We start from the raw sequence: 24,145 nt of genomic DNA, 5'->3' as shown, positions 1-24,145 counted from the left end.
CCTGCTCAGCTCAACACGAGGTCGAGCACCGCGGTATAATGGCATGCCGCGCCGGCCAAGACAAAGCCGTGCCAGATCGCATTCTGGAATCGCAGACGCCGCCAGGCGTGGAAGATCACGCCGAAGCTGTAGAGCAGGCCGCCCGCAACGATGAAGCCCAGCACCAGCGCGGGCAACGCCCTGACCACGGCGTCGTAGAGCATCATGCCGCTCCAGCCCATCGCGAGGTAGATGCCGACCGAGACCCGGTCGAACCGGCCGGGATAGAGAAGCTTCAACACGATGCCGAGGATTGCCACGCACCAGACCCCGGCGAGCAGCACCAACGCGAACACGCTGTCCTTCACCTCCAGGATGAACGGCGTGTAGGTCGCCGCGATCAGCAGATAGATCGCGGAATGGTCGAACCGGCGCAGCAGCCATTTGGCCGGCGAGACCGGCCAGAGATTATAGGTCGCCGACAGCACCAGCATCGAGAGCAGGCCGGCGACGTAGATCGAGACGCCGACGACGTCGGTCGCATCCGCATAGATCGCCGTCAGCACCACCAGCACGGTCGCGGCGACGATACCGGCGAAGACGCCGACCGCGTGGATGACACCGTCGGCGATCAGCTCGGCACGGTCGTAATGCCAGCCGACCATGTCGGCTGCGGCGTGGACGGAGCTGGATGCGAACTCTTTCAATTGGAAGACGGTCATGGGCAATCCGCTAACGTGAGGCAATCGTCCTCTTGTATGGGTGCTTCGGGATCGGCACATCGTTCAAACGGCTGACTGGCCGACAAAGGCGGTGGAAGTATGGAGCTTGATTTTCCTCACGCAATTGCCACTTTTGTGATCGGCCGCACATTCCTCCCGCCCCGGATCCTCTTACGTTCATATGGCATTCAGTTTCCAGGATATGGTCGAAGAGGCGCGGCTGTCGGCAAGGGCGCTGATCGACTATGGCGAGCACTTCTTCAACCCCACGGTGCGGCTCGGCGTCACCGGGCTGTCACGGGCGGGTAAGACCGTATTCATCACCGCCCTGATCCACGGCCTGACGCGCGGCGGCCGGTTTCCGGTGTTCGAAGCCTATGCCTCCGGCCGCATCGCGCGGGCGCATCTGGCGCCACAGCCGGACGACGCCGTGCCGCGCTTTGCCTATGAGAACCACCTGCGCGCGCTGATCGAGGAACGGCGCTGGCCGAACTCGACGGTCGACATCAGCGAGCTCAGGCTCGTGATCGAGTACCAGCGCCCGAACGGCGCGGACCGCAATTTGACGCTCGATATCGTCGACTATCCCGGCGAATGGCTGCTCGATCTGCCGCTGCTGCAGAAAAGCTATGAGCAATGGTCGGGGGAAAGCCTGGCGCTGTCGCGCGAGGCACCGCGGGCGCATCTCGCGGCGGACTGGCACGCGCATCTCGCAACGCTCAAGCCCGAAGCGCGCGAGGACGAGCAGGCGACGCTGACGGAAGCAAAGCTTTTCACCGATTATCTGCGCGCGTGCCGCGAGGAGCGCTTCGCGATGAGCCTGTTGCCGCCGGGCCGCTTCCTGATGCCCGGCAATCTCGCAGGCTCCCCCGCACTGACCTTTGCGCCGCTCGATCTGCCCGCTGGCGGACAAGCGCCCGACGGCTCGCTCTGGGCGATGATGGTGCGCCGTTTCGAGGCCTACAAGGATGTCGTGGTGCGGCCGTTCTTCCGCGATCATTTCGCGCGGCTCGATCGCCAGATCGTGCTGGCGGATGCACTCGCCGCATTCAACTCGGGCCCCGAGGCGCTGCACGATCTCGAAGCCGCGCTTGCCGGCATTCTCGGCTGCTTCAACATCGGCCGCAGCACCTTGCTCTCCAGCCTGTTCCGGCCGCGCATCGACCGCATCCTGTTTGCGGCGACCAAGGCGGACCATCTGCATCATTCCAGCCATGACCGGCTCGAGGCCGTGCTGCGCCGCGCCGTATCGGGCGCGGTTGCGCGCGCGGAAAATACCGGTGCGGCGATCGACGTCGTTGCACTCGCCGCCGTCCGCGCCACGCGCGAGGCGCAGGTGTCCCGTGGCCGCGACAAATTGCCGTCGATCCTGGGAACACCGGCCGCGGGCGAAAGCGCCGGCGGCGAGTTCTTCGACGGCAACACGGAAGTCGCGACCTTTCCGGGGGATCTACCCGTCGATCCCGAGCCGCTGTTCAACGACACCGATGCATTCCGCGGGCTCTCGACGGAGGCGGCCGAGACAAGCGACTTCCGCTTCCTGCGCTTCCGCCCGCCCAAGCTCGAACGCGAGGGCAACGACGAGCCCACACTGCCACACATCCGCCTTGACCGTGCCCTGCAGTTCCTGATCGGAGACAAGCTGTCATGACGGAGCGATCCCAGCAGCGGCGGCCGGCGACGTTCCGGCTCGACGATCCCGGCGTCGTCGTCACCGAGGCCGACGAGACGGGACGGCTCGGTCGCGGCACGATCCAGATCACGCCGGAGAACGATCCATCGACGCTGCCGGTGCCGATTCAGGCCACACTTCCCGCGCGGCGCCGCTTTCCCTGGGGCGCGCTGTTCTGGTCCGGCCTCGCCGGGTTGACGCTGCTCGGGGTCGGGCTCGGCGTCGTCCATCTGATCGAGGATTTGTTCGCGCGCAGCGAGAGCCTCGGCTACGTCGGGCTTGCCTTTGCGCTCGTCACTGCGTCGGCGCTTGCCGTCGTGATCGGACGCGAGGCGTTTGGACTGGCGCGCCTCGCAACAATCGAGAAGCTGCATCAGCGCGCCGCCGACGTGCTCGCCAGTGACGATCGCGCCGAGAGCCGCGTCATCGTGCAGGACCTGCTGAAGATCGCGCACCAGAACCCGCAGCTCGCGCGGGCCCGCGCCACGCTGGAAAGCCATGCCGGCGAGATCATCGACGGCGCCGACATGATCCGGCTCGCCGAGCGCGAACTGATGTCCCCGCTGGATGCGGAAGCGCGGCGGCTGGTGTCGTCAGCCGCGCAAAAGGTCTCGATCGTCACAGCGGTCTCGCCCCGCGCGGCGATCGACGTGCTGTTCGTGTTCGTCGCCGCGCTGCGCCTGATCCGCCAGCTCGCCTATCTCTATGGCGGCCGCCCTGGCGCGCTCGGCATGATCCGCCTGCTCCGTCACGTCATCGCCCATCTCGCCATCACCGGCGGCATGGCCGCGAGCGACAGCCTGGTGCAGCAGATGCTCGGCCATGGCATCGCGGCGAAGCTGTCGCAGCGGCTGGGTGAAGGCGTGCTGAATGGATTGCTGACGGCCCGATTGGGCCTTGCCGCGATCGACGTGACGAGGCCATTGCCGTTCGCGGCACTACCGCCGCCGAAACTGTCGGATTTGGCGACGGATTTGATACGGAAGAAGGATGAGGAAGAGTAGCCTCTCGCCACGCGCTCTCTGTCACCTCTCCCCTTGTGCGAGACGGGTGAGGGGTATCTCTCCGCGTACGCAGCTTTTGCCGTGTGGATAGATACCCCTCATCCGGCGCCATAGCCGAGCTCCGCTTCGGCGTTCTTGAGAACGGCGGCCGAAGGCCGCCTATGCCACCTTCTCCCACAAGGGGAGAAGGGAAAGAGGTCTGCCGCTCTATCCGAGCGAACGCTCTTCAAACTCCCCCGCCAACACCCGCCACTGGAACAGCGGCGAGTCCTTCGGCGGTGACAGCTCCGGGGTCCAGCCGGTGAGCTTTTCAAGCACATAGGTGTCCATCACGAGGCCGCGCCAGCGGCGCTCGGCGTCGCCGAGCTGCTCGCGCCTGGCCGGGATGTTCTGCCACAGCGACGAACGATCGTCCGGCGCGCGCCCGACATAGACGCCCGCATGGTCCTTGATCCTGTCCATGCCGGGATCGCGGAAATCCTGGAAGCGGCCGCGCTCGTTGATCTCGATCACGGGCACGCGGCCCCTGAACAGCCAGCGCATCATGGCGTAGGTGCGGTAGTCCGACGTTGCGATCCAGGTCGCGCCGGTCTCATCCAGCGCGGCCTGCACGCGCGCGGCGACCTGCTCATAGCCGGCCTCGGCGCCGATCGGATCGATCCTGCCGAGGAAGTTCCATGGCGCGGCGACGTAATAGAGAAACACGACGACGACGAAGGCGATGCCCGAGACGATTGCAGTCCTGGCCCAGAACAGTGACGATTTGAGCATCCGGGCCGACCATCCCTCTTTCGTCATCGTTGCGAGGTTCACCCCGGTGGCCGCGAAGCCGACCGGCCACATGAACATTGGCCAGGTGTCGCCGACCCGGAGCGTCATCGACTTCGCAAGGAAATAGAGGAACGGCACCAGCACGGCGGTCGACAGCAGGATTGCGACCGGCTCGCGCGTGCGATAGCCGCGCCAGGCCGTCAGCACCAGGCCCGTCAGAACCACCGGCAGCATGACGAAGCCGACCAGGCCGAATTGCAGACCAATGTAATCGCCGATCGTCCGCAGCGAGATGCCGTAATTGGCCGTGGCGCGCACGCCCTGGAAGCGGAACGAGGCCCAGTCGTGCTGCGCATTCCAGATCAGGACCGGCGAGAACACGGCGATCGCAACCAGCACGGCAAGGTAAGGATAAGGGCTCCGCAGCCAGCGCCAGCGCCAATCCGGCACCAGCAGGAAGGCGGCAACCGCCGGCGCGAACATGATCGCGGTGAATTTCGACAGCATCGAAAGGCCTGCGAACAGGCCCGCCGCGAGCCACCAGCGGCCGTCGCCGCCCTGTGCGAGCCGCACAAGCGACCACACCATCGCCATCGCACACGGAATCATCGCGACATCGGGCGCGACCTTGGCCATCAGCAGGCCGTAATAGAGCGCGGCCTCCGGCATCAGCACCGCGAACATGATCGCGCGCGCATCATGGGTGAGGCGACGGACGATCTCGGCGAGCAGCAGCTGTGTCACCAGCATGGCGACGATGCCGCCGAAGCGGACGCCGAGCGCAGTGTCGCCGAAGATCGCGGTACTGAGGCGGATCATCCAGGCGACGCCGGGGGGATGATCGAGAAAGCTGAGCGCCGTTTCCTTCGACCAGGTCCAGTAATAGGCCTCGTCCGTGCGCAGTTCGATGGCGGAGGCGTAGACGATGCGCATCACCGTCATCGCGGCGATGATCGCTGCGGCAACGAGGATGAGACGACGTTCGGCGCCGTCCGGCTTCGCAGAAATGTCGGGAGCGATCGTCACGGCCGCGCTTTTCCCCGACTTGAGAGGGGGAGTCAATGTGGGGCAAGCTCGCTCCCCGAGTCGTCCCGGACAAGCGCAGCTCCCGACAACGCGTAGCGTTGTCTAGAGCGGAGCGCAGATCCGGGACCCATAGCCACAGGAGGGGGTTTGGCGAGGACTCGGAGTTACCAGCCTGCCCTCAACTACTCCCTGTGATTATGGGTCCCGGATCGGCGCGCGCTTTGGGCGCGCTTGTCCGGGACGACAGCGGAGGTTAGACGCGCCCACCCTACGATTTCGTAACCCTGCCGCGCATGTGATTGGCGAGCCTGTCCACATCGGGAATTAAACGCTACGCTGGCTGTTCTCCTTGGTGAACTGATACAAGCGAATCATGGCCACCGCTCCCGTACACATGCCCGAGCTCGTCCGCGCCACCGGCGTCCGGCAACTGCGGCTCATCTGCGGAATCATCCTGTTCGCCTATGTGGTCAGCCATTTCCTCAACCATGCGCTCGGCAACATCTCGGTGGATGCCATGGAGGTCGGGGTCTACTATCATACCCTGTTCTGGCAGTTCAGCGCCGGCAGTTCCGCTGGCGGACGATCGAGCCGCTCCAGCTGGTGCTGGGCCTGAGCATCCCCGCTCTGGTCATGGGGCACGTGGTCGGGGTGCGGCTCGGTTACACGCTGTACGATCATCAGAAGCTCTATCCGCAGGAGCTCTATCTGTTCTTCGTCGCAGCGCCGGGCCGGCTTTGGCAGATGACGATCCTGCTCCTCATTGCATGGGTGCACGGCTGCATCGGCATTTTCTTCTGGCTTCGCCTGAAGCCGTTCTTCACGCGCGCGGCGCCCTATCTGCTCGCGGCCGCCGTGCTGATCCCGACGCTGTCGCTGCTCGGCATCTATCAGGGCGGCCGCAGCGTCGCCGTCGAGAGCGAAGATCGAGAGTGGCGTAGCCAGAACCTTACCCGCGATCAGGTCGGCACGGTCGCTGAAGGCAATGCACTCGACCGCATCGCGGGCGGCCTCACCATCGGCTATTTCGGATTGCTCGCCTTGGCGCTGGCGGCACGCGGCGCGCGGGCCTTGCGCGAGCGGCGCGGCGGCATGATCGCGCTGTCCTACGGCAACGGCAAGACGGTGCGCGTGCCAAAAGGCCTCTCCGTGCTGGAAGCGAGCCTGCGCCACAACGTGCCGCATGCCAGCGTCTGCGGCGGCCGCGCCCGCTGCTCGACCTGCCGCATCCGCATCATCGGTGATCATGAGGCCCTGCCCGAGCCATCGCCGCGCGAGGCCTTCGTGCTCACCCGCGTCGGCACCTCCGATCCCTCGATCAGGCTCGCCTGCCAGCTGCGGCCGACCTCCGACCTCTCCTTCTTCCAGCTCTTCACACCGCACACGGTCTCCGCGAATGCGCAGGCTTCGACGCCTGCCAGCATCGGCCAGGAGCGCTATCTCGTCAGCCTGTTCGTGGACATGCGCGGCTCGACGCAGCTTGCCGAGAAGCGGCTGCCGTTCGACACGGTCTTCATCGTCAACCGCTTCCTCGGCGCGGTCTCGCAGGCCGTCATCGAGAATGGCGGCCTGCCGAACCAGTTCGTCGGCGACGGCATGCTGGCGCTGTTCGGGCTGTCGGCCGACCCGCAAACCGCGTGCCGGCAGGCGCTGAAGGCCGCCGGCGGAATCGCCACCCATATCGACGAGCTCAACGAGCTCCTGAGCCACGATCTTCGCCAGCCGATCCGCTTCGGCATCGGCATCCACGGCGGCGAGGTCATCATTGGCGACATCGGCTATCGCGACCACATCGTCTTCACGGCGCTGGGCGATGCCGTCAACGTCGCCGCCCGCCTGCAGGACATGACCAAGACCCTGGCCTGCGAGGCGATCGTCTCGGAGGAAATCCTCCGCACCGCGGACCTCGCCGACGACGCCCTGCCGCAGCAGGAGGCCGCAATCCGCGGCCGCGACGAACCGATGGCGGTGCGCGTCGTGGCGGATGCAAGGACGTTGACGGCGCTGGTCGATCGAAGCGAGCGCGTCGCGGCGTAAGGCGAAGCCACTGAGGCGGTGCGCTCCCTCCCCCCGCTTGCGAGGGAGGGTTGGGGAGAGGGTGTCTCCGCAACGGGACAGCCCCCTAGAGGAGAGAGCCCTCACCCGTCACTTCGTGCCGACCTCTCCCGCAAGCGGGGAGAGGTGCACCACCGTCGCGGCTACAGCTTGGGCCCAATCTCATCGCCGCGTAAACACCGGCCCGCTGCAACACAGCGGCATGGGCTTGCTGCGAAAGCACCAATTGACATCATCCAGATCGTTGCGACAGATGAGCGCAGGATCGCGGTGATGACCGCTGGTCCAACAAAAGCTCCGGGAGGAGACCAGAATGTTCGACCGACGCGACCTGCTCAAAGGAGCGGGCCTTGCCGCCGTTGCGGCTACATTGAACTCCACCAAGGCGCTGGCGCTCGACACCGTCACCCTGCCCTTCGCCAATGGCGAACGACCGCTGGTGAAATATCCGCAGAAGCGACCGATGATCGGCCTGACCAGCCGGCCGCCTCAGCTCGAGACGCCGTTTGCCGTGTTCAACGACGGCCCGATCACGCCGAACAACGCGTTCTTCGTGCGCTATCACCTCTCCGACCTGCCTTACGATCTCGACCCCGACAAGTTCACGCTCGAGGTCAAGGGCAAGGTCGACAAGCCGCTGAAACTTTCGCTGAAGGACATCAGGAAGATGAAGGCGACCGAGATCGTCGCCGTCAACCAGTGCTCCGGCAACAGCCGCGGTTTCTTCGAGCCGCGCGTCGCCGGCGGCCAGCTCGCCAACGGCGCGATGGGCTGTGCGCGCTGGCGCGGCATACCGCTGAAATCCGTGCTGGCGATGGCCGGCGTTCAGAGTGGCGCCAAGCAGGTGACGTTTGGCGGCATGGACGGACCGGTCAGCGACAAGACGCCCGACTTCATCAAGGCGCTCGATCTCGATCACGCCACCGACGGCGAGGTGATGCTGGCCTATGGCATGAACGGCGAGGACCTGCCGTTCCTCAACGGCTTCCCGCTGCGCCTGATCGTGCCTGGCTATTTCGGCACCTACTGGGTCAAGCACCTCAACGAGATCACCGTCATCGACAACATCTATGACGGCTTCTGGATGAAGTCGGCCTATCGCATTCCCGATACGCCCAACAACGCGGTCGAGCCGGGCACCGCGCCGAAGGCGACGATCCCGATCAACCGCTTCACCATCCGTTCCTTCATCACCAGCGTCCCCGATGGCGCCAGGCTGAAGGCGGGAGCTGTGACCCTGCGCGGCATCGCCTTCGACGGCGGCAAGGGTATCAAGGAAGTCGAGGTCTCCACCGATGGCGGCAAGACCTGGACCCGCGCAAGGCTCGGCAAGGACCTCGGCAAATACGCCTTCCGCGAATGGAAGCTGCCGGTGAAGCTCGCCGCCGGCAGCCATGAGCTCAAGGTGCGCGCCACCGGCAATGGCGGTGAGACGCAGCCGGACACGCCACGCTGGAATCCGGCGGGTTATCTGCGCAACGTCGTCGAAACCGTCCGCGTGACGGTCGCCTGAAGGAGAATGATCATGCAGCGCACCGTTCTCCTCGCAGTGATGCTCGCCCTCGCCGCCGTGGCGGGTTCGGCACTTGCCGCGCCGGTCAATTACAAGACTCCCGACGAGGTCGCCGCCTTCAAGCCCGGTCCCAATCTGGAGGTCGTGCAGGGCAATTGCAGCGCCTGCCACTCGTCCGACTACATCGCCACGCAGCCGCCGATGAAGGACAAGAAGAGCTTCTGGCAGGCCGAGGTGACGAAGATGATCAAGGTCTATGGCGCGCCGATCGACGATGCCGATGTCGGCAAGATCGTCGACTATCTGGCTGCGACGTATTGACGAATGCGGGGACGCGTACGGGCATTTGACCGCGAAACGGGCAAAACCGGCAAAAACGCCGCGAAGTTGAGCGGAATTCAGCGAAATGCCGATGTGGTTTGAGCTACCAAGCCTGCCACATTCCGCGTATCCTGTAGGACCGAACCGGCCGGTTGGCGGGGACTGGCGGTTCGCGATCTCGGAGGAAGACCCGCGGAGAAGTCGTGATGGCTAAAGGTACGGTCAAGTGGTTCAACCCGACGAAGGGTTATGGATTTATCCAGCCTGCGTCGGGGGGCAAGGATGTGTTCGTGCATATCTCGGCAGTGCAGAAAGCCGGTCTGTCGACCCTCAACGAGGGACAGACGGTGGAATACGAAGAGATCGCAAACCGGGGCAAGACCTCCGCAGAAAACCTCAAAGTATAAGCCCGCCAGCATTTGCTGCCTCCTGGACTAATCCGGGAGCCGGGCCAAGAAATTTAGAAGACGGCCAGTGCAGTCGACGACAGGCGTTGCGATTGCACGGGGATAGTTATTTTTCCTTGGAAGACCGCTTGTCCACGCCACAGCAATGACAATCGCGACGGCATGTCGTCAGCCTACCGGCAACGGTGCGTCGCGCTTGATCTCCTCCATCACCGCATAGGTCCGCGTCTCGCGCACCCCCGGCATCGACAGCAGGGTCTCGCCGAGAAAGCGTCGATAGGCGGCCATGTCCGCAAGCCGCGCCTTCACAAGATAGTCGAAGCCGCCGGCAACCATGTGACACTCCAGCACCTCGGGCGCGAGCTTCACCGCGCGTGCAAAGCGCTCGAAATTGTCGGGCGTGGTCTTGTCGAGCAGAACTTCTACGAACACCAACAGGCCGAGTCCGAGCCGGTGCGGGTTGAGCCGCGCACCATAGCCCTCGACAAAACCCTCGCGCTGCAAGCGCTTCAGCCGTTCGCCAATCGACGTTGGCGACAGCCCAATGCGCTCGGCGAGCTCGACATTGGCGATGCGCCCATCTTCCTGGAGAATCGAGAGGATCTTCCGGTCTGTTCGATCTAGTTCCATATCTTTTGTGGCTGGATGACCAAGATCCTTCATTTTCTAAGGCAAAGAAGCTAAATTGTCTATCGAACTACGGTAATGTGGGCCTTATCCTGGATTCCAGCCACAGGAGACGCCATGCCGAACAGCCCGCCGCCCTTCTCCGCGCCTTACGCCCCCGATGACGCCGAGATCGCCGCACAGCTCCTGCCGGCCTCGCATCTGAGCCCGCCACAGGAGGCGCGGATCGACCGCACCGCGACGCGGCTGATCGAGGCGATCCGCAAGCGCGACGACCGCCTCGGGGGCGTCGAGGACATGCTGCGGGAGTTCGCGCTCTCGACCAAAGAGGGGCTCGCGCTGATGGTGCTGGCCGAGGCGCTGCTGCGCGTGCCGGACGCGCGCACCGCCGACCAGTTCATCGAGGACAAGCTCGGCGAAGGCGACTTCATCCATCACGAGACCAAGTCCACCGCGTTCCTGGTTAACGCCTCGGCCTGGGCGCTCGGCCTCTCCGCGCGCGTGATCCAGCCCGGCGACACGCCCGACGGCACCATCGGCCGGCTCGTGAAGCGGCTCGGCGCACCGGCCGTGCGTACCGCCACGCGCCAGGCGATGCGGCTGATGGGCAATCATTTCGTGCTGGGCGAGACCATCGAGCAGGCACTGGAGCGGGGCCGCCCGCGCTCCGGCCAGAAGACGCGCTATTCCTTCGACATGCTCGGCGAAGGCGCGCGCACGGCGGCGGATGCGAAGCGCTACTTCGACGCCTATGCCAGCGCCATTGAAACGATCGGCAAGGCGGCAGGCAACCATCCTCTGCCCGACCGGCCCGGCATCTCGGTCAAGCTCTCGGCGCTGCATCCGCGCTTCGAGGCGATCAGCCGCGAGCGCGTGATGGCCGAACTGGTGCCGCTGCTGCTGGACCTCGCCCAGCGCGCCAAGGCCCATGACCTCAACTTCACCGTCGACGCCGAAGAGGCCGACCGTCTGGAGCTGTCGCTCGACGTGATCGCGGCGACGCTCGCCGACCCCTCGCTCGGAGGCTGGGACGGATTTGGCCTGGCCATCCAGGCCTATCAGAAGCGCGCCGGCGCGGTGATCGATTATGTCGATGCGCTTGCCCGCGCACATGATCGCAAGCTGATGGTGCGGCTGGTCAAGGGGGCCTATTGGGACACCGAGATCAAGCGCGCGCAGGAGCGTGGGCTCGGCGGCTATCCCGTGTTCACGCGCAAGGCGATGACGGATCTGAACTACGTCGCCTGCGCGACGAAGCTGCTGGCCTTGCGGCCCCGCATCTTCCCGCAATTCGCCACCCATAACGCGCTGACGGTCGCGACCGTGCTGGAGCTTGCCGCCGGGAGCGGCGGCTTCGAATTCCAGCGCCTGCATGGCATGGGCGAAGCGCTGTACGAGCAGCTGGCAAAAGATCACCCGGACATCGCCTACCGCACCTACGCGCCGGTCGGCAGCCATCGTGATCTGCTCGCCTATCTGGTGCGGCGGCTGCTCGAGAACGGCGCGAACTCGTCCTTCGTGGCGCAGGCCGCCGACTATCGCGTGCCGGTGTCGGCGCTGTTGCAGCGTCCGGCAGATGCCATCGTCCGGCCGCAGGCGGCGGCCCATCCAAAAATCCCATTGCCCTGCGATCTCTTCGCGCCGGACCGGCGTAATTCGCGCGGCATCGAATTCGGCGAACGTGCCGCGCTCGACCGGTTGCTGACCGACGTCAGGGCCGAGACGGCCCGCCTCGAGGTGATCGCCGATGCCTCGCCGGATCAGGCCAGTGCGGCGGTCGCCGCGGCACGCGCCGGCTTTGCCGCCTGGAGCCGCACGCCGGCAGGTGGGCGCGCGGCGGCGTTGGAGCAGGCCGCGCATCTGCTGGAGAGCCGCGGCGCTCACTTCATCGCGCTGCTGCAAGCCGAGGGCGGCAAGACGCTTGACGACGCGCTGTCGGAGCTGCGCGAGGCCGCCGACTTCTGCCGCTACTATGCCGCGCAGGGCCGCAAGCTGTTCGGGGGCGAGGCTGCCATGCCGGGCCCGACCGGCGAGAGCAACGCGCTCGCCCTGCGCGGCCGCGGCGTGTTCGTCGCGATCTCGCCCTGGAATTTTCCGCTGGCGATTTTCCTGGGACAGGTCACGGCCGCGCTGATGGCCGGCAACAGCGTCGTCGCAAAACCCGCCGAGCAGACGCCGCGCATCGCGCGCGAGGCCGTGGCCCTGCTGCACGAGGCGGGCATCCCCAAGAGCGCGCTGCACCTCGTCACCGGCGATGGCCGCATCGGGGCCGTGCTGGCCGCGCACGCTGACATTGCGGGCGTGGTCTTCACCGGCTCGACCGAGGTGGCACGCTTGATCAACCGGACTCTCGCCGCCAAGGACGGGCCGATCGTGCCGCTGATCGCGGAGACCGGCGGCATCAACGCGATGATCGCGGATGCCACCGCGCTGCCCGAGCAGGTCACTGATGACGTCGTCACCTCCGCGTTCCGTTCCGCCGGCCAGCGCTGCTCGGCGCTGCGGCTGCTGTTCGTGCAGGAGGACGTCGCCGACCGCATGATCGAGATGATCGCGGGCGCCGCGCGCGAGTTGATAATCGGCGATCCCTCTGACGTCGCAACCCATGTCGGGCCGGTCATCGACGAGGAGGCCAAGCAGCGCCTCGACGCGCATATCGCGCGGATGAAGCACGAGGCACGGCTGCACTTTGCAGGCCACGCACCGGAAGGCTGCTTCGTTGCGCCGCACATCTTCGAGCTCAGGGAGCCCGGCCAGCTCACCGAGGAGGTGTTTGGCCCGATCCTCCATGCCGTACGCTATCGCGCCGAGAACCTCGAACGCGTCCTGCAGGGCATCGAGCGCACCGGCTACGGGCTGACCCTCGGCGTTCACTCGCGCATCGACGACACGATCGAGGCGATCATCGACCGCGCCCAGGTCGGCAACATCTACGTCAATCGCAACATGATCGGCGCCGTGGTCGGCGTGCAGCCCTTCGGCGGCAACGGCCTATCCGGAACCGGCCCGAAGGCCGGCGGCCCGCACTATTTGTCGCGCTTCGCGACCGAGCAGACCGTGACGATCAACACCGCCGCGGCCGGTGGCAACGCTGCCCTGCTTGCGGGGGAGGAGTGAGGCCCTGCGCCAGGCGCCGTTGCATCCCGCGGAAACATCGGTCTAATGCTGCCACGACTTGGCCCGCGCCAATTCCAGCGCGCGGGAAACGACAAGAGCGAGGGAGCAACGCCGCGATGGACAAGGGCATTTTTGCGGGGCTGAAGGTTCTGGACTGCGCGAGCTTCATCGCAGCGCCCGCAGCCGCCACCGTGCTGTCGGATTTCGGCGCCGACGTCATCAAGATCGAGCCGCCCGGCACCGGGGACCCCTACCGCAATCTGCCGAACCTGCCGGGCTATCCGACCGGCGAGCACAATTTCGCCTGGCTGCTGGAGGCCCGCAACAAGAAGAGCATCGCGCTCGACCTCTCCAAGAGCGAAGCGCAGGCCGTGCTCTACAAGCTGGTGGCGGAGGCCGACGTCTTCATCACCAACATGCCGCCGCCGGTGCGTGCCAAGCTCGGCATCACCTACGACCATCTCGCCCATCTGAACGACCGGCTGATCTACGCCTCCTTCACCGGCTATGGCGAGAAGGGCGAGGAAGCCAACAAGCCCGGTTTCGACAGCAATGCCTATTGGGCGCGATCGGGCCTGATGGACCTCGTCCGCGCCGACACCGACACCACCCCGGCGCGTTCGGTCGCCGGCATGGGCGATCATCCCTGCGCCATGGCGTTCTACGGCGCCATCGTCACCGCGCTCTATCAGCGCGAGAAGACCGGCAAGGGCTCGCACGTCGCCTCCAATTTGATGGCGAACGGGGTGTGGGCGGCGAGCGTGCTGGCACAGGCAAAGCTCTGCGGCTCCAAGTTCGGCGAGCGGCGGCCGCGCGAGCGCGCGCTGAACGCGGTCGCCAATCATTATCAGTGCAAGGACGGCCGCTGGCTGATCCTGTCGCTGCTGAGCGAGGAGAAGCAGTTTCCGACGCTGGCCCGCTGCCTCGGACGCGAGGATTTGATCAACGATCCCCGCTTCGCCACCAAGGCCGACCGTCACGCCCGCTCGGTCGAGCTGATCAAGATCCTGGACGACACTTTCGCCACCAGGAATCTCGCCGAATGGCGGGAGATCCTCGACGGCAACGGCCTCGTGTTCGGCGTCGTTGCCATTCTCGACGACATCCCGAACGACAAGCAGATGCTCGACAACGAGGTGCTGGTGCCGTTCGAGAACGACACTATGCTCACCATCAACAGCCCGATATGGATCGACGGCGCGAAGAAGGTGCAGCCGCGCAAGCCGCCCGCCGTCGGCGAGCACAGTGACGAAATTTTGCGCGGCGCGGGATATGACGAAGCGGCGATCAAGGCGCTGCGGGGGTCGGGAGCGGTGGGGTAAGGCGGCGCCTCGCGCCCCACTGTCGTCCCGGGGCGCGCATAGCGCGAACCCGGGACCCATAACCACAGGGAGTGGTTATCGGGCACGACTGGTCACTCCGAGTCTTCGCCAAACACTTCCCTGTGATTATGGGTCCCGGATCTGCGCTCCGCCCTGGACAACGCTACGCGTTGCCAAGAGCTGCGCTTGTCCGGGACGACGATAGCGAAATAGCTCGCGCGCGGATGCATGGCTGGATTGCTTCGCTGCGCTCGCAATGACGATGCCGGACGATCCCGCTACAAACCTAGGGCAACATCACGCCTCGCGAGGTCCCATGCCGAGCTACCGCCTGCACTACTTCCCGGAATCCGGCAACAGCTACAAGCTGGCGCTGATGCTGACGCTCTGCGGCGAGACGTTCGAGCCCGTCTGGACCGATTTCGCCGGCGGCGTCACGCGCACGGCGGAGTGGCGCAATTCCGTGAACGAGATGGGCGAGATTCCCGTGCTCGAGATCGACGGCATGAAGATGACGCAGACCGCGCCTCTCCTGCTCAAGCTTGCCGAGCAGTACGGGCGCTTCGGCGCCGAGACGGAGGATGAGAAGTTCGAGCTGTTGCGCTGGCTGTTCTGGGACAACCACAAGCTCACCGGCTACATGGCGACGTATCGCTTCATGCGCGCCTTCACCGAGAAAAACGATCCGCAGGTGCTGAAGCATTTTCGCCGCCGGCTCGAGGATTTCCTCGGGATCCTCGACGGGCACCTCCAGCACAACGCCTTCGCGATCGGCGCAAGGCCGACGGTCGCCGACATCTCGATGATGGCCTATCTGCACTATCCGAGCGACGAGCACGGCTTCGATTTCGCGGCGAGCCATCCCGCCATCCACGCCTGGCTCGGCCGCATGGCCGCGTTGCCCGGCTGGAAGCCGGCCTATGAGCTGCTGCCGGGCAAGCGGATGACGAATTACGCCAAATGAGAGAGCCAAAGCCTCGGTGCCATAATGGCCGGGCTTGTCCGGGTATCACGAAGGAAAGCGGAGGCTACCGCAGCGACAGCCAGCCGAGCGTGAACAGGATCCCGCCCATGATGACAGCCGCCGCGACCGCCCAGGTGCTGACGCGGACGCTGCCGGTGACCTGCTTGGCTTCCTCATTGCGCGCGATCTCGCGATTGCGCTCCTTCGTGGACTCGCTGGTATCTGTCATGGGTCATCCAAATCGCTTGTTGGTGCTATCTTGCGCGTGATCTTTTCGGAAAACCGCTACACACTTTTCCGGATCACGCGCTAACGCGTCTTGATGAAGCACATGCCGATGCGGCGCGAGGCCGCGGCAGCCTGACAGGTGAGACCGTTAGCACAGCTCCATGACGTAAAACTCCTGTCCGGCGTTCCCGATCCCGCATCCTGCAGGGAACAATGCGCGCCCCAGCCGTCCTGATATTCGGTGCCGGCGAGTTCCTTACCGCCGCGGGTCTGCGGCCGGCTGGCAAATCCGCGTGAGAAATCAGGCCGCTTGCCGGAGGCGAACGCGGTCAGAATGTCGCGGCGGCGGAGCTGGTCGCCGAAGAAATGCGGCGAGGCCGGCACGATGGCGGAATTGGACGGGTTGTCCGCGAGCCAGTCGACGCCCGGAAAATGAAAGCCGCCGATGCCGCGGGTCTGATGGCAGCCGGCGCAGGTGACGTCGTTGAGACGGCGCTGGAAACCGGCGACCGAGCGGACGTTCTGCATGTCGGCGCCGCGCGCGGCTGCCTGCTTCAGCGCGCTGACCACGTCACTATCAGTGAAGACGGGATCGCCTTTGCTTTCCGCTTGTCCCTCTCCTTGCATCATGCCGAACTCGGGCTGCAGCGCCGAGGCATCGAGGCCGGCGGGGGTCGGCACCACCGCGGCCCTGGCGAGGAATTTCTCCGGGATCAGCACGGTGCCGCGATCGAACTCGCGAAGATGATCGGGCGCGAGCAGCCAGGCCTTGAAGTCGCGCCGGAGCGCATCGTCGGCGAGGATCCTGTCGCGGTCGATCTGGTTCTCCAGCGTCGATTCCTCGAACGTCTTCGTGGCAGCGTCGTACCTGAACACCTTGAGCAGATAGTCGGAGCGGAAATCGTGCAGCGCCGATTTCGGCGCGACCGAGACCTGGATGTTGGTCTCGATGCGGTCGAGCATGGCGTCGTAAGGGGGAATACGACTGCCGATCAGGCCTTGCCAGTCGCCATTGTCGAGCCAGCGCCGGGCGACCTCGGCACAGGTGACCGGTTTGCCGTTCGCATCCGTCTGGCGCGGATCGCGCGCCTTCATCACCAGATTGAACGTCATCGGCAAGCGCGTTGCGGTCTTGCCGCCATCCGGCCTGCCGTCGAAACGTGCGAGACGGTAGATCAGCCGGATCTCGCCGCAGGACTCGTCCGACACATAGGCGCGGTCCATGCGGTTCACTATCCCGGCCAGCACGAATCGCGTATCGCGCGATTTCAGGTTGGCGAGGTCGAACAGTTGCACGTCGAAGCCCTCGCCGACGCCGATGGTCTCGGTCGGATATGTCGCCTTGTACCGCGCGATGTAGCGGTCGAATTCCGCATCGATCGCCGGCGGAATCGCTTTCAGCTGCGGCAGCGACGCGAACATCAGGTCGGTCGTGAGCGGGACGTCCGTGTTCCGCTCCGGCGAGAGCAGACGCGAGATCGTCAGCGTATTGTTCTGGTCGAGCTTGCGCAGGAGATCGGGATCGGTGATCGCAGTGCCGCGCGTCAGCGCAGTAGTCTCCGCCGCGAATAGCGAAGCGACGCCGCCGAACAATGCGGCGGCAGCAATGAGAATTCGCAACGCGCGGCTCATGCCTCAGGTAACACCGCGCAGGGACGCCTATTCAAGTAAAAAGGCGCCTCACATGGTGGTGAAGCGCCTTTTTGAAAGTCGGTAGCGAACGCTCAGCGCGACACGATGAGGCCCCTGCTGGTGACGACCACCCAGCGGCCGTCCTGACGACGGATCGCATCGACGCGGCCGACGCCGGGGATGGGATCGCCGGGATAGACCTCGTAGAGCCCGTCGCGGCCCTCGATCAGCGCGCCGCCATTGCTGGCATTGCGCAGCCTCCAGCCTTCGATCGTCGGCAGACGCCCGACCTCGGTCTTGGGCGCGGCAGGCGCCGGTGCCGCGGCGGCGGTCGCAACCTGGGTCGGCGCGATCGAGCCGGTGGTCTCCCTGGCAGGAGCTGCTGCAGCCTGCGCGGACGCTGCGGGCGGCGTGGCGCGGAGCTTATCGACGGTCTCGGACAGTTTTGCGATCTTGGCCAGCGGCTCGGCCTGCGCCTTCTCGAGCTTGTCGAGGCGGTCGTTGGTCCGGTTGAACTGGCTGACGCCGGTTTTCGAGCTCTGCTCGACATTGGCCTTCAGCGCGACAAGGTCGGCATCGATCCGGGCGACCGAAGCATCCAGCGCGCTGGTGTCGGCGACCTGCACCGGCGCCTGGGCCGGGGCGGCGAAACGCATCATGCCGGCGGTCGCAAGCGCCCCGCTGATTGCGCCGACGCTGGCGGCGATCGCCACCACCGCGGCCATCGCAGACAAGCGGCGCTTGCCGCCGGTCTCGCGCGGCTCGTCCGCCTTCACATGGGGGGCGAAGTCCTCGCGGTCCCAGTACCGGTCCGAGGGCGCCATGACGATCAGCTTGCCCGGCTTTGCCTCGGGCTCGGGTTCGGCTTTCGCTTCGAGTTTCGGCACGTCGATCCGCGGCGGCTCGACTTTGGGAGCATCCGCCTTGACCGGATCCGGCTTGGGCGGCGCCTCGTGGTCGGGGGCGATCGAGGGGGCGTCGATACCGGCGGCAGCCGCGAGGGCCTGCGGCGCTGCGTCGGCAGCACCGGAATCCTGGGCGGCCTGGTCGGGCATTGGTTCGCTCACGGCTCAAATACTCCAGTCTGGATTGACCTTTTGGTAACTTTCATTGCTTGCGAAATCCTTACCTTCGGACCCGCTTACCGAAACTTTAGGAATTGATCCGGGGCCGAATTGGGCCGGGAAAATGGAACCGGCGTGGCGGGTGTGAAACAATTTGTAACCGGGGGAAGATGAACGGCGGCGCAACGCCCGGGCCGTCGCCCTTCGAGCCTCGTCGCGCTCGAGCCTCAGGGTAACCGCGATGGAGCGAATGCCCGCTGCCTCCACATCGTCACTACGACGGAGGGGCCACCACCTGCAGTCCCAGATCACAGTCCGTCACATCACCACCGGCGCGTCCGGCAGCTCGTTCGATTGCGGGCCCTGCGGCGGGAAATGCCGCGCCAGCTCGCGCGACACCGCCTCGATGCCGCCGACCACGCCGCGCTCGAACCGGCCCGACCTGAACTCGGCCTCCATTGCGCGGCAGATGCTCTCCCACCCTTCGGCACCGACCTTCGCATCAATGCCGCGATCAGCGACGATCTCGACGTCACGGTCGGCGAGCAGCAGATAGATCAGGACGCCGTTGTTGTGCGCGGTATCCCAGATACGCAAATGCGAGAACACGTCGAGTGCGCGCTCGCGCGCCGGCTGGTTTCGGAACAGCGGCGCGCCGTCAAGCGCGCCTTCGACGACGAAGCGGACCTGACCGGAATGGGCGGCCTCGCCGCGCTTGATCGCCTGCTCGACGCGATCGAGCACGGCTTGCGGGAAAATCTGCTTCGCCCGCCAATGATGCTGCACGAGATGCCTGGCAATGCGCTTGATGCTCATGATCGCTACCAGCTCCCCGAGGCGCCGCCGCCGCCGAAACTGCCCCCTCCGCCGCTGAAGCCGCCGCTGCTCGACGATCCACTGCTCCAGCCGCCTCCCGACGAGCCGCTCGACCAGGAGCCGCCGCGCGAGCGCCCGGTGCCCGGCGCCATCGCCGAAAACAGGTCGGCGACGAAGCCGATGACGAAGCCGAGAGCGCCGAGCGCCATGGCGAGTGCGAAGGAGCCGAGAATGAGCCAAGTCAGCGCCGCGACGATGCCGCCGACCGCCAGCGAGCCGAGCAGCCGCCCGAACACGGCCCGGAAGAATCCGCCAACCCCGATCGAGGCGAACAACGTCACGATGAAGAGCGGCGCGAGATCGTCCAGATTGTGGGCGAAGTTGACGCTGCGCGAGGGAACCGGCAGCGGCTCGCCGTCGATCACCCGGATCATTCGATCGACGCCGTCGGAGATGCCGCCGGCAAAATCGCCGGTCCTGAATTTCGGTGTGATGACCTCGTCGATGATGCGCCTTGACGTGACGTCGGTCAGCGCGCCCTCGAGGCCATAGCCGACCTCGATGCGCAAATGCCGGTCGTTCTTGGCGACGACGAGGATCGCGCCGTCGTCGATCTTCTTGCGGCCGATCTTCCAGGCCTCCGCGACCCGGATCGAGAATTGCTCGATCGTCTCCGGCTGCGTGGTCGGGACGATCAGGACCGCGATCTGACTGCCCTTGCGGCTCTCGAAGTCCTGCAGCTTCTGCGACAGCGTAGCGACGTCGCTGCCAGAAAGCGTGCCGGTTTGATCGACCACGCGGCCGGTGAGCTGGGGGACGGCGACGTCGGCGTGGGTGGGGAGCGTGAAGGCAAGGAAGAGCGCGATAGCGAGCACAAGCGCAGCGAGCGTCGAACAAGCCCGCCACAGCATCGCTGTCATCGCCCGGCTTGACCGGGCGATCCAGTATTCCAGAGACACCAGCGGAATACGGAGAAGCCGCGGCGTACTGGATTCCCCGCCTGCGCGGGGAATGACAGCGGTGTGTGGGATGCGCATCGGGGCCGAACGCGCTTACTTCGATGGAGCCGGAGCCGGGTTGAAGTCCACCTTCGGCGCGGTCGAGATCGCCTTCTCATTCTCGACCGAGAAGTTCGGCTTCTCCTTGTAGCCGAACATCATGGCGGTGAGGTTGCTCGGGAACGAGCGGATGGTGACGTTATAGTCCTGCACCGACTTGATGTAGCGGTTGCGCGCCACCGTGATGCGGTTCTCCGTCCCCTCGAGCTGCGACATCAGGTCCTTGAACAAGGCATCGGACTTCAGCTGCGGATAGTTCTCGGTGACGACCAGCAGTCGCGACAGCGCGCTGGAGAGTTCGCCCTGGGCGGCCTGGAATTTCTGGAAGGCGGCGGGATCGTTCAGCACCTCGGGCGTCGCCTGGATGCTGCCGACCTTGGCCCGGGCGTTGGTGACGCCGAGCAACACGTCCTTTTCCTGCTGGGCAAAGCCCTTCACCGAGTTGACGAGGTTGGGCACGAGATCGGCGCGGCGCTGATACTGGTTCACGACCTCGGACCAGGCAGACTTGATCTGCTCGTCCTCACTCTGGATCGCATTGTAGCCGCAATTGGTCAGGCTCAGCGAGGCCAGCGCCGCCAGCACGGTCAGGATCTTGCGCATCAAATTTCTCCCGGTGGAATCCGGCGCAAACTACCAGATCGAGCACGCGAGACGCCAGAGCGCTTGAAAAGCAGCCGCCTGACGCAAGCCTCTTGCCTATCGCAGGCCGACATAGTCAACTCCGGCAAAACAAAAGCGGAAATGCCAGGGGAAACGCGATGAGCTCGTTCGAGACCATCCTCGTGGAACGGCCGGAGCCGGCGATCGTCCGGGTCGTGATGAACCGGCCCGAGGCGCGCAATGCGCAGAACCTGCAAATGACATACGACCTCAATGCCGCTTTCGACGCGGCGGTGCAGGACAATGCGGTCAAGGTCATCATCCTCGCCGGCAATGGGCCGCACTTCTCGTCCGGCCATGACCTGCGCGCGGGCGGCAAGAATGCCGCAGGCGTCGATTTTCCGCCGATCGGACATTGGGGCGGTTTCGCCGAAGCCGGCGCCCATGGCCGCTTCGCGCGCGAGCAGGAAATATATCTCCAGATCACGCGGCGCTGGCGCAACCTCGCCAAGCCTGTCATCGCCGAGGTGCATGGCAAGTGCATCGCCGGCGGACTGATGCTGGCCTGGGCCTGCGACCTCATCGTCGCCAGCGACGATGCGCAGTTCTGCGACCCCGTCGTCACCATGGGCGTCTGCGGCGTCGAATGGTTCGTGCACCCCTGGGAGCTCGGCCCGCGCAAGGCCAAGGAATTCCTGTTCACGGCCGACAGCTGGAGTGCGCAGGAGGCGCACCAGCTCGGCATGGTCAACCAGGTCGTGCCGCGCGCGGAATTGTCTTCGCGCGTGCTAGAGCTTGCGCGCCGGATCGCGACAAAACCGTCCTTCGCTCTGAAGCTGACCAAGGAAGCGGTGAGCCGCCGGCGGTCGCGGAGTAGACGCGATGGACCTCAATCTGAGTGACGAACAAAGATTGCTGCGCGAAAGCGCGGACCGCTTCGTGGCCGAGAGCTACGATGCCGATCACCGCCGCAAGATGGCGAACGACCCGCTCGGCTTCAGCCCGTCGGTGTGGAAACAATTCGCCGAGCTCGGCTGGCTGGCGCTGCCGCTTCCCGAGGAGTTCGGCGGGCTCGGCGGCGGCGCGGTCGAGATCGGCATCTTGATGGAAGCCTTCGGTCGCGGGCTGGTGTCGGAGCCCTATGTCGCAACCGCGGTGCTAGGCGCGGCGCTGATCGCGAGATGCGGCACCATCGAGCAGAATCAGGCGAGCCTGCCCAAGGTGGCGGACGGATCACTGAAGCTGGCCTTTGCGCATTCCGAGCGCGCGGCCCGGTTCGATCTTGCCAAGGTCACGACCAGCGCCAACAAGACGGCGCAAGGCTGGCGCCTCGCCGGCAGCAAGGTCGCCGTGCTCGACGGACACGCCGCCGACCAGATCATCGTCTCCGCGCATATACATGACCATCGGGGACCGTCGGGGCGGATCGGCCTGTTCCTCGTGCAGGCGACGACGCCAGGCCTCGTCATCAGCGACTATCCGCGTCTTGGCGGCGGACGTGCCTGCAACATCGAGCTGTTCGACGTGCATCTGCCGGAAGACGTGCTGCTCGGTGACGGCAGCGATGCTCTGCCGGCGATCGAATGGGCCGTCGACCGCGCCATGGCAGCATTGGGTGCGGAAGCCGTCGGCATCATGCAGACGCTGCTGGACACGACGCTGGAATACACCAAGATCCGAAAGCAATTCGGCCGGCCGCTTTCCGCCAACCAGGTGATCCGCCACCGCCTCGCCGACATGGCGATGCAGGTCGACGAGGCCCGCTCGATGGCGCTGCGGGCCGCGTTGCAGGTGGATGCTGCACCGATCGAGCGTGCCCGCGCGGCATCGGGCGCGAAAGCGAAGATCGGCAGATGCGCGCGCTTCATCGGCGAGCAGTCGATCCAGCTCCATGGCGGCATGGGCGTCACCGAGGAGCTCGAGGTCGGCGCCTATTTCAAGCGGCTCGTCGCCTTCGACACGCTGTTCGGCGGCAGCGCCCATCACTACGGCCGCCACGCCGAGCTGAGCCGCAGGGCCGTCCCGGCCTGACACAAGGAGCGCATCATGGATCTCTCGTTCAATGCCGAGGAGCGTGCCTTCCAGGACGAGGTGCGCGGCTTCATTGCCAAGAACCTCACCGACGAGATGAAGCGCGCGACGGCGCTGACGCCGTCGGTGTTCTCCGACCCTGACATCGGCATGGCCTGGCAGCGCGCGTTGCACCGCCAGGGCTGGGGGGCTCCTGGCTGGCCTGTCGAACATGGCGGGCCGGACTGGACGCCGGCACAGCGCTGGATTTTCGAGACCGAATGCGCGCGCGCCGGCGTGCCCAATGTCAACGTGATGGGCGTGAAGATGGTCGGTCCCGTCATCATCGGCTTCGGCAGCCCCGAGCAGAAGAACTTCTACCTGCCTCGCATCCTCTCCGGCGAGGACTATTGGTGCCAGGGCTATTCCGAGCCGGGCTCCGGTTCCGATCTCGCCTCGCTGAAGACCCGCGCGGTGCGCGACGGCGACGACTACATCATCAACGGCACCAAGATCTGGACCACGCATGCCCACCACGCCAACCGCATGTTCGCGCTGGTGCGCACCAGCGATGGGCCGCGGCAGCAGGACGGCATCAGCTTCATCCTGATCGACATGAAGACGTCGGGCATCACCACGCGCCCGATCCTGACAATCGGCGGCGACCACGAGGTCAACCAGGTGTTCTTCGACGACGTGCGCGTGCCGGTCGCCAACCGCGTCGGCGAGGAAGGCAAGGGCTGGACCTACGGCAAATATCTGCTCGAGTTCGAACGCGGCGCGGGCATCGCCTCGGCCAAGCTGCGCGAGGGGCTGAAGGCGATCGCGGATCTCGCCGAGTCCGACCTCACGGGCCGCGCCATCGACAGCCCCGACATCGCAACGCGCATCTCCGAGGTCGAGGTCGACATCGACGCGCTGGAGATGACCGAGCTGCGCGTGCTCTCGGCGCTGCAGACCGGGCAGAATCCCGGCGCGGTGTCGTCGATCCTGAAGCTGCGCAATAGCGAGATCCGCCAGGCCGTGACGCGGCTGGGCGCCGACGTGATCGGCCACGACGCCCTCGCCGTCGAGCCGATGCGCCCGCTCTACAAGCTCAACCACGAGCCGGCGATGCCCGAGGAGATGCTGACGGTGATGCCGGAATATCTCAACGGCCGCGCCTATACGATCTTCGGCGGCACGTCGGAGATCCAGCGCGACATCATCGCGAAGATGATGCTGGGGATTTAGC

The 24,145-nt window shown here is 65.6% G+C and carries 19 protein-coding genes and 2 pseudogenes; 12 read left to right on the top strand and 9 right to left on the bottom strand.

Features of this window, described 5'->3' with window-relative positions; all coding sequences use genetic code 11:
• Window positions 1-5: 5 nt before the first annotated feature.
• Entirely contained in the window at window positions 6-701 is a 696-nt protein-coding gene (trhA, locus tag H1B27_RS19675) for a PAQR family membrane homeostasis protein TrhA (RefSeq protein ID WP_061878960.1), read from the bottom strand.
• 181 nt (window positions 702-882) lie between these two features.
• On the opposite strand from trhA, the gene H1B27_RS19670 reads away from it, so the two are divergent.
• Both H1B27_RS19670 and H1B27_RS19665 read left to right on the top strand, forming a co-directional pair.
• Window positions 883-2,352: a YcjX family GTP-binding protein gene (locus tag H1B27_RS19670; RefSeq protein ID WP_197967182.1), complete on the top strand. Its 1,470-nt coding sequence runs from the start codon at window positions 883-885 to the stop codon at window positions 2,350-2,352.
• Entirely contained in the window at window positions 2,349-3,377 is a 1,029-nt protein-coding gene (locus tag H1B27_RS19665; RefSeq protein ID WP_197967181.1) for a YcjF family protein, read from the top strand. The genes H1B27_RS19670 and H1B27_RS19665 overlap by 4 nt, the downstream gene beginning before the upstream one ends.
• 207 nt (window positions 3,378-3,584) lie before the next feature.
• Here H1B27_RS19665 and H1B27_RS19660 read toward each other — a convergent pair whose 3' ends face one another.
• A complete protein-coding gene (locus H1B27_RS19660) occupies window positions 3,585-5,090 on the bottom strand; it encodes a glycosyltransferase family 39 protein (protein ID WP_197967275.1) in 1,506 nt (501 codons plus the stop codon).
• 457 nt (window positions 5,091-5,547) lie between these two features.
• On the opposite strand from H1B27_RS19660, the pseudogene H1B27_RS19655 reads away from it, so the two are divergent.
• The 4 genes and pseudogenes from H1B27_RS19655 (at window position 5,548) to H1B27_RS19640 (ending at window position 9,470) form a co-directional block, all read left to right on the top strand.
• A pseudogene (locus tag H1B27_RS19655) lies at window positions 5,548-7,211 on the top strand (adenylate/guanylate cyclase domain-containing protein).
• 331 nt (window positions 7,212-7,542) lie between these two features.
• Window positions 7,543-8,742 (top strand): SorA family sulfite dehydrogenase catalytic subunit, encoded by a 1,200-nt coding sequence (gene sorA, locus H1B27_RS19650; RefSeq protein ID WP_197967180.1) that lies wholly within the window; start codon window positions 7,543-7,545, stop codon window positions 8,740-8,742.
• Between the two features lie 12 nt (window positions 8,743-8,754).
• Window positions 8,755-9,063 (top strand): SorB family sulfite dehydrogenase c-type cytochrome subunit, encoded by a 309-nt coding sequence (gene sorB, locus H1B27_RS19645; RefSeq protein ID WP_061878995.1) that lies wholly within the window; start codon window positions 8,755-8,757, stop codon window positions 9,061-9,063.
• Window positions 9,064-9,269: 206 nt separating this feature from the next.
• Window positions 9,270-9,470 carry a cold-shock protein gene (locus H1B27_RS19640; protein ID WP_008563500.1) on the top strand — a complete coding sequence of 67 codons (201 nt, stop codon included), beginning with the start codon at window positions 9,270-9,272 and terminating at the stop codon, window positions 9,468-9,470.
• Between the two features lie 168 nt (window positions 9,471-9,638).
• Here the strand turns inward: H1B27_RS19640 and H1B27_RS19635 are convergent, their stop codons facing one another.
• Entirely contained in the window at window positions 9,639-10,100 is a 462-nt protein-coding gene (locus tag H1B27_RS19635) for an Lrp/AsnC ligand binding domain-containing protein (RefSeq protein WP_061878955.1), read from the bottom strand.
• A gap of 114 nt (window positions 10,101-10,214) precedes the next feature.
• Here H1B27_RS19635 and putA point away from each other — a divergent pair, with 114 nt between their 5' ends.
• The 3 genes from putA (at window position 10,215) to H1B27_RS19620 (ending at window position 15,500) form a co-directional block, all read left to right on the top strand.
• Complete coding sequence (gene putA, locus H1B27_RS19630) at window positions 10,215-13,214, top strand: bifunctional proline dehydrogenase/L-glutamate gamma-semialdehyde dehydrogenase PutA (protein ID WP_197967179.1); 3,000 nt, start codon at window positions 10,215-10,217, stop codon at window positions 13,212-13,214.
• A 116-nt stretch (window positions 13,215-13,330) separates the two neighbouring features.
• Entirely contained in the window at window positions 13,331-14,536 is a 1,206-nt protein-coding gene (locus H1B27_RS19625; protein WP_061878953.1) for a CaiB/BaiF CoA transferase family protein, read from the top strand.
• Between the two features lie 316 nt (window positions 14,537-14,852).
• Window positions 14,853-15,500 carry a glutathione S-transferase family protein gene (locus tag H1B27_RS19620; RefSeq protein ID WP_061878952.1) on the top strand — a complete coding sequence of 216 codons (648 nt, stop codon included), beginning with the start codon at window positions 14,853-14,855 and terminating at the stop codon, window positions 15,498-15,500.
• 64 nt (window positions 15,501-15,564) lie between these two features.
• Here H1B27_RS19620 and H1B27_RS19615 read toward each other — a convergent pair whose 3' ends face one another.
• From H1B27_RS19615 to H1B27_RS19590, 6 genes are all read right to left on the bottom strand, one after another.
• On the bottom strand, window positions 15,565-15,729 hold the full coding sequence (locus tag H1B27_RS19615) for a hypothetical protein (RefSeq protein WP_197967178.1): 165 nt from the start codon (window positions 15,727-15,729) through the stop codon (window positions 15,565-15,567).
• A gap of 80 nt (window positions 15,730-15,809) precedes the next feature.
• Window positions 15,810-17,360: a hypothetical protein gene (locus H1B27_RS19610; protein ID WP_197967177.1), complete on the bottom strand. Its 1,551-nt coding sequence runs from the start codon at window positions 17,358-17,360 to the stop codon at window positions 15,810-15,812.
• Window positions 17,361-17,452: 92 nt separating this feature from the next.
• Entirely contained in the window at window positions 17,453-18,415 is a 963-nt protein-coding gene (locus tag H1B27_RS19605) for a hypothetical protein (protein ID WP_061878950.1), read from the bottom strand.
• A gap of 327 nt (window positions 18,416-18,742) precedes the next feature.
• Window positions 18,743-19,240, bottom strand: a complete 498-nt coding sequence (locus tag H1B27_RS19600) for a TPM domain-containing protein (protein ID WP_061878949.1) — start codon at window positions 19,238-19,240, stop codon at window positions 18,743-18,745.
• 5 nt (window positions 19,241-19,245) lie between these two features.
• Window positions 19,246-20,160, bottom strand: coding sequence for a TPM domain-containing protein (locus H1B27_RS19595; protein WP_061878948.1), 915 nt, complete (start codon window positions 20,158-20,160; stop codon window positions 19,246-19,248).
• Between the two features lie 132 nt (window positions 20,161-20,292).
• Window positions 20,293-20,901 carry a LemA family protein gene (locus H1B27_RS19590; RefSeq protein WP_061878947.1) on the bottom strand — a complete coding sequence of 203 codons (609 nt, stop codon included), beginning with the start codon at window positions 20,899-20,901 and terminating at the stop codon, window positions 20,293-20,295.
• Between the two features lie 158 nt (window positions 20,902-21,059).
• Here H1B27_RS19590 and H1B27_RS19585 point away from each other — a divergent pair.
• From H1B27_RS19585 to H1B27_RS19575, 3 genes and pseudogenes are all read left to right on the top strand, one after another.
• Window positions 21,060-21,761 (top strand): annotated as a pseudogene (locus tag H1B27_RS19585) (enoyl-CoA hydratase); the annotation flags it as partial.
• Between the two features lie 22 nt (window positions 21,762-21,783).
• Window positions 21,784-22,932 carry an acyl-CoA dehydrogenase family protein gene (locus tag H1B27_RS19580; protein ID WP_061878945.1) on the top strand — a complete coding sequence of 383 codons (1,149 nt, stop codon included), beginning with the start codon at window positions 21,784-21,786 and terminating at the stop codon, window positions 22,930-22,932.
• A gap of 15 nt (window positions 22,933-22,947) precedes the next feature.
• Entirely contained in the window at window positions 22,948-24,144 is a 1,197-nt protein-coding gene (locus tag H1B27_RS19575) for an acyl-CoA dehydrogenase family protein (protein ID WP_197967176.1), read from the top strand.
• Window position 24,145: the final 1 nt, after the last annotated feature.

The organism is Bradyrhizobium diversitatis (assembly GCF_016031635.1).
In the GTDB taxonomy this organism is placed as follows: Bacteria; Pseudomonadota; Alphaproteobacteria; order Rhizobiales; family Xanthobacteraceae; genus Bradyrhizobium; species Bradyrhizobium diversitatis.
Note: the sequence above shows the minus strand (reverse complement) of the source record. Positions and strands in the feature narration are given on the sequence as shown.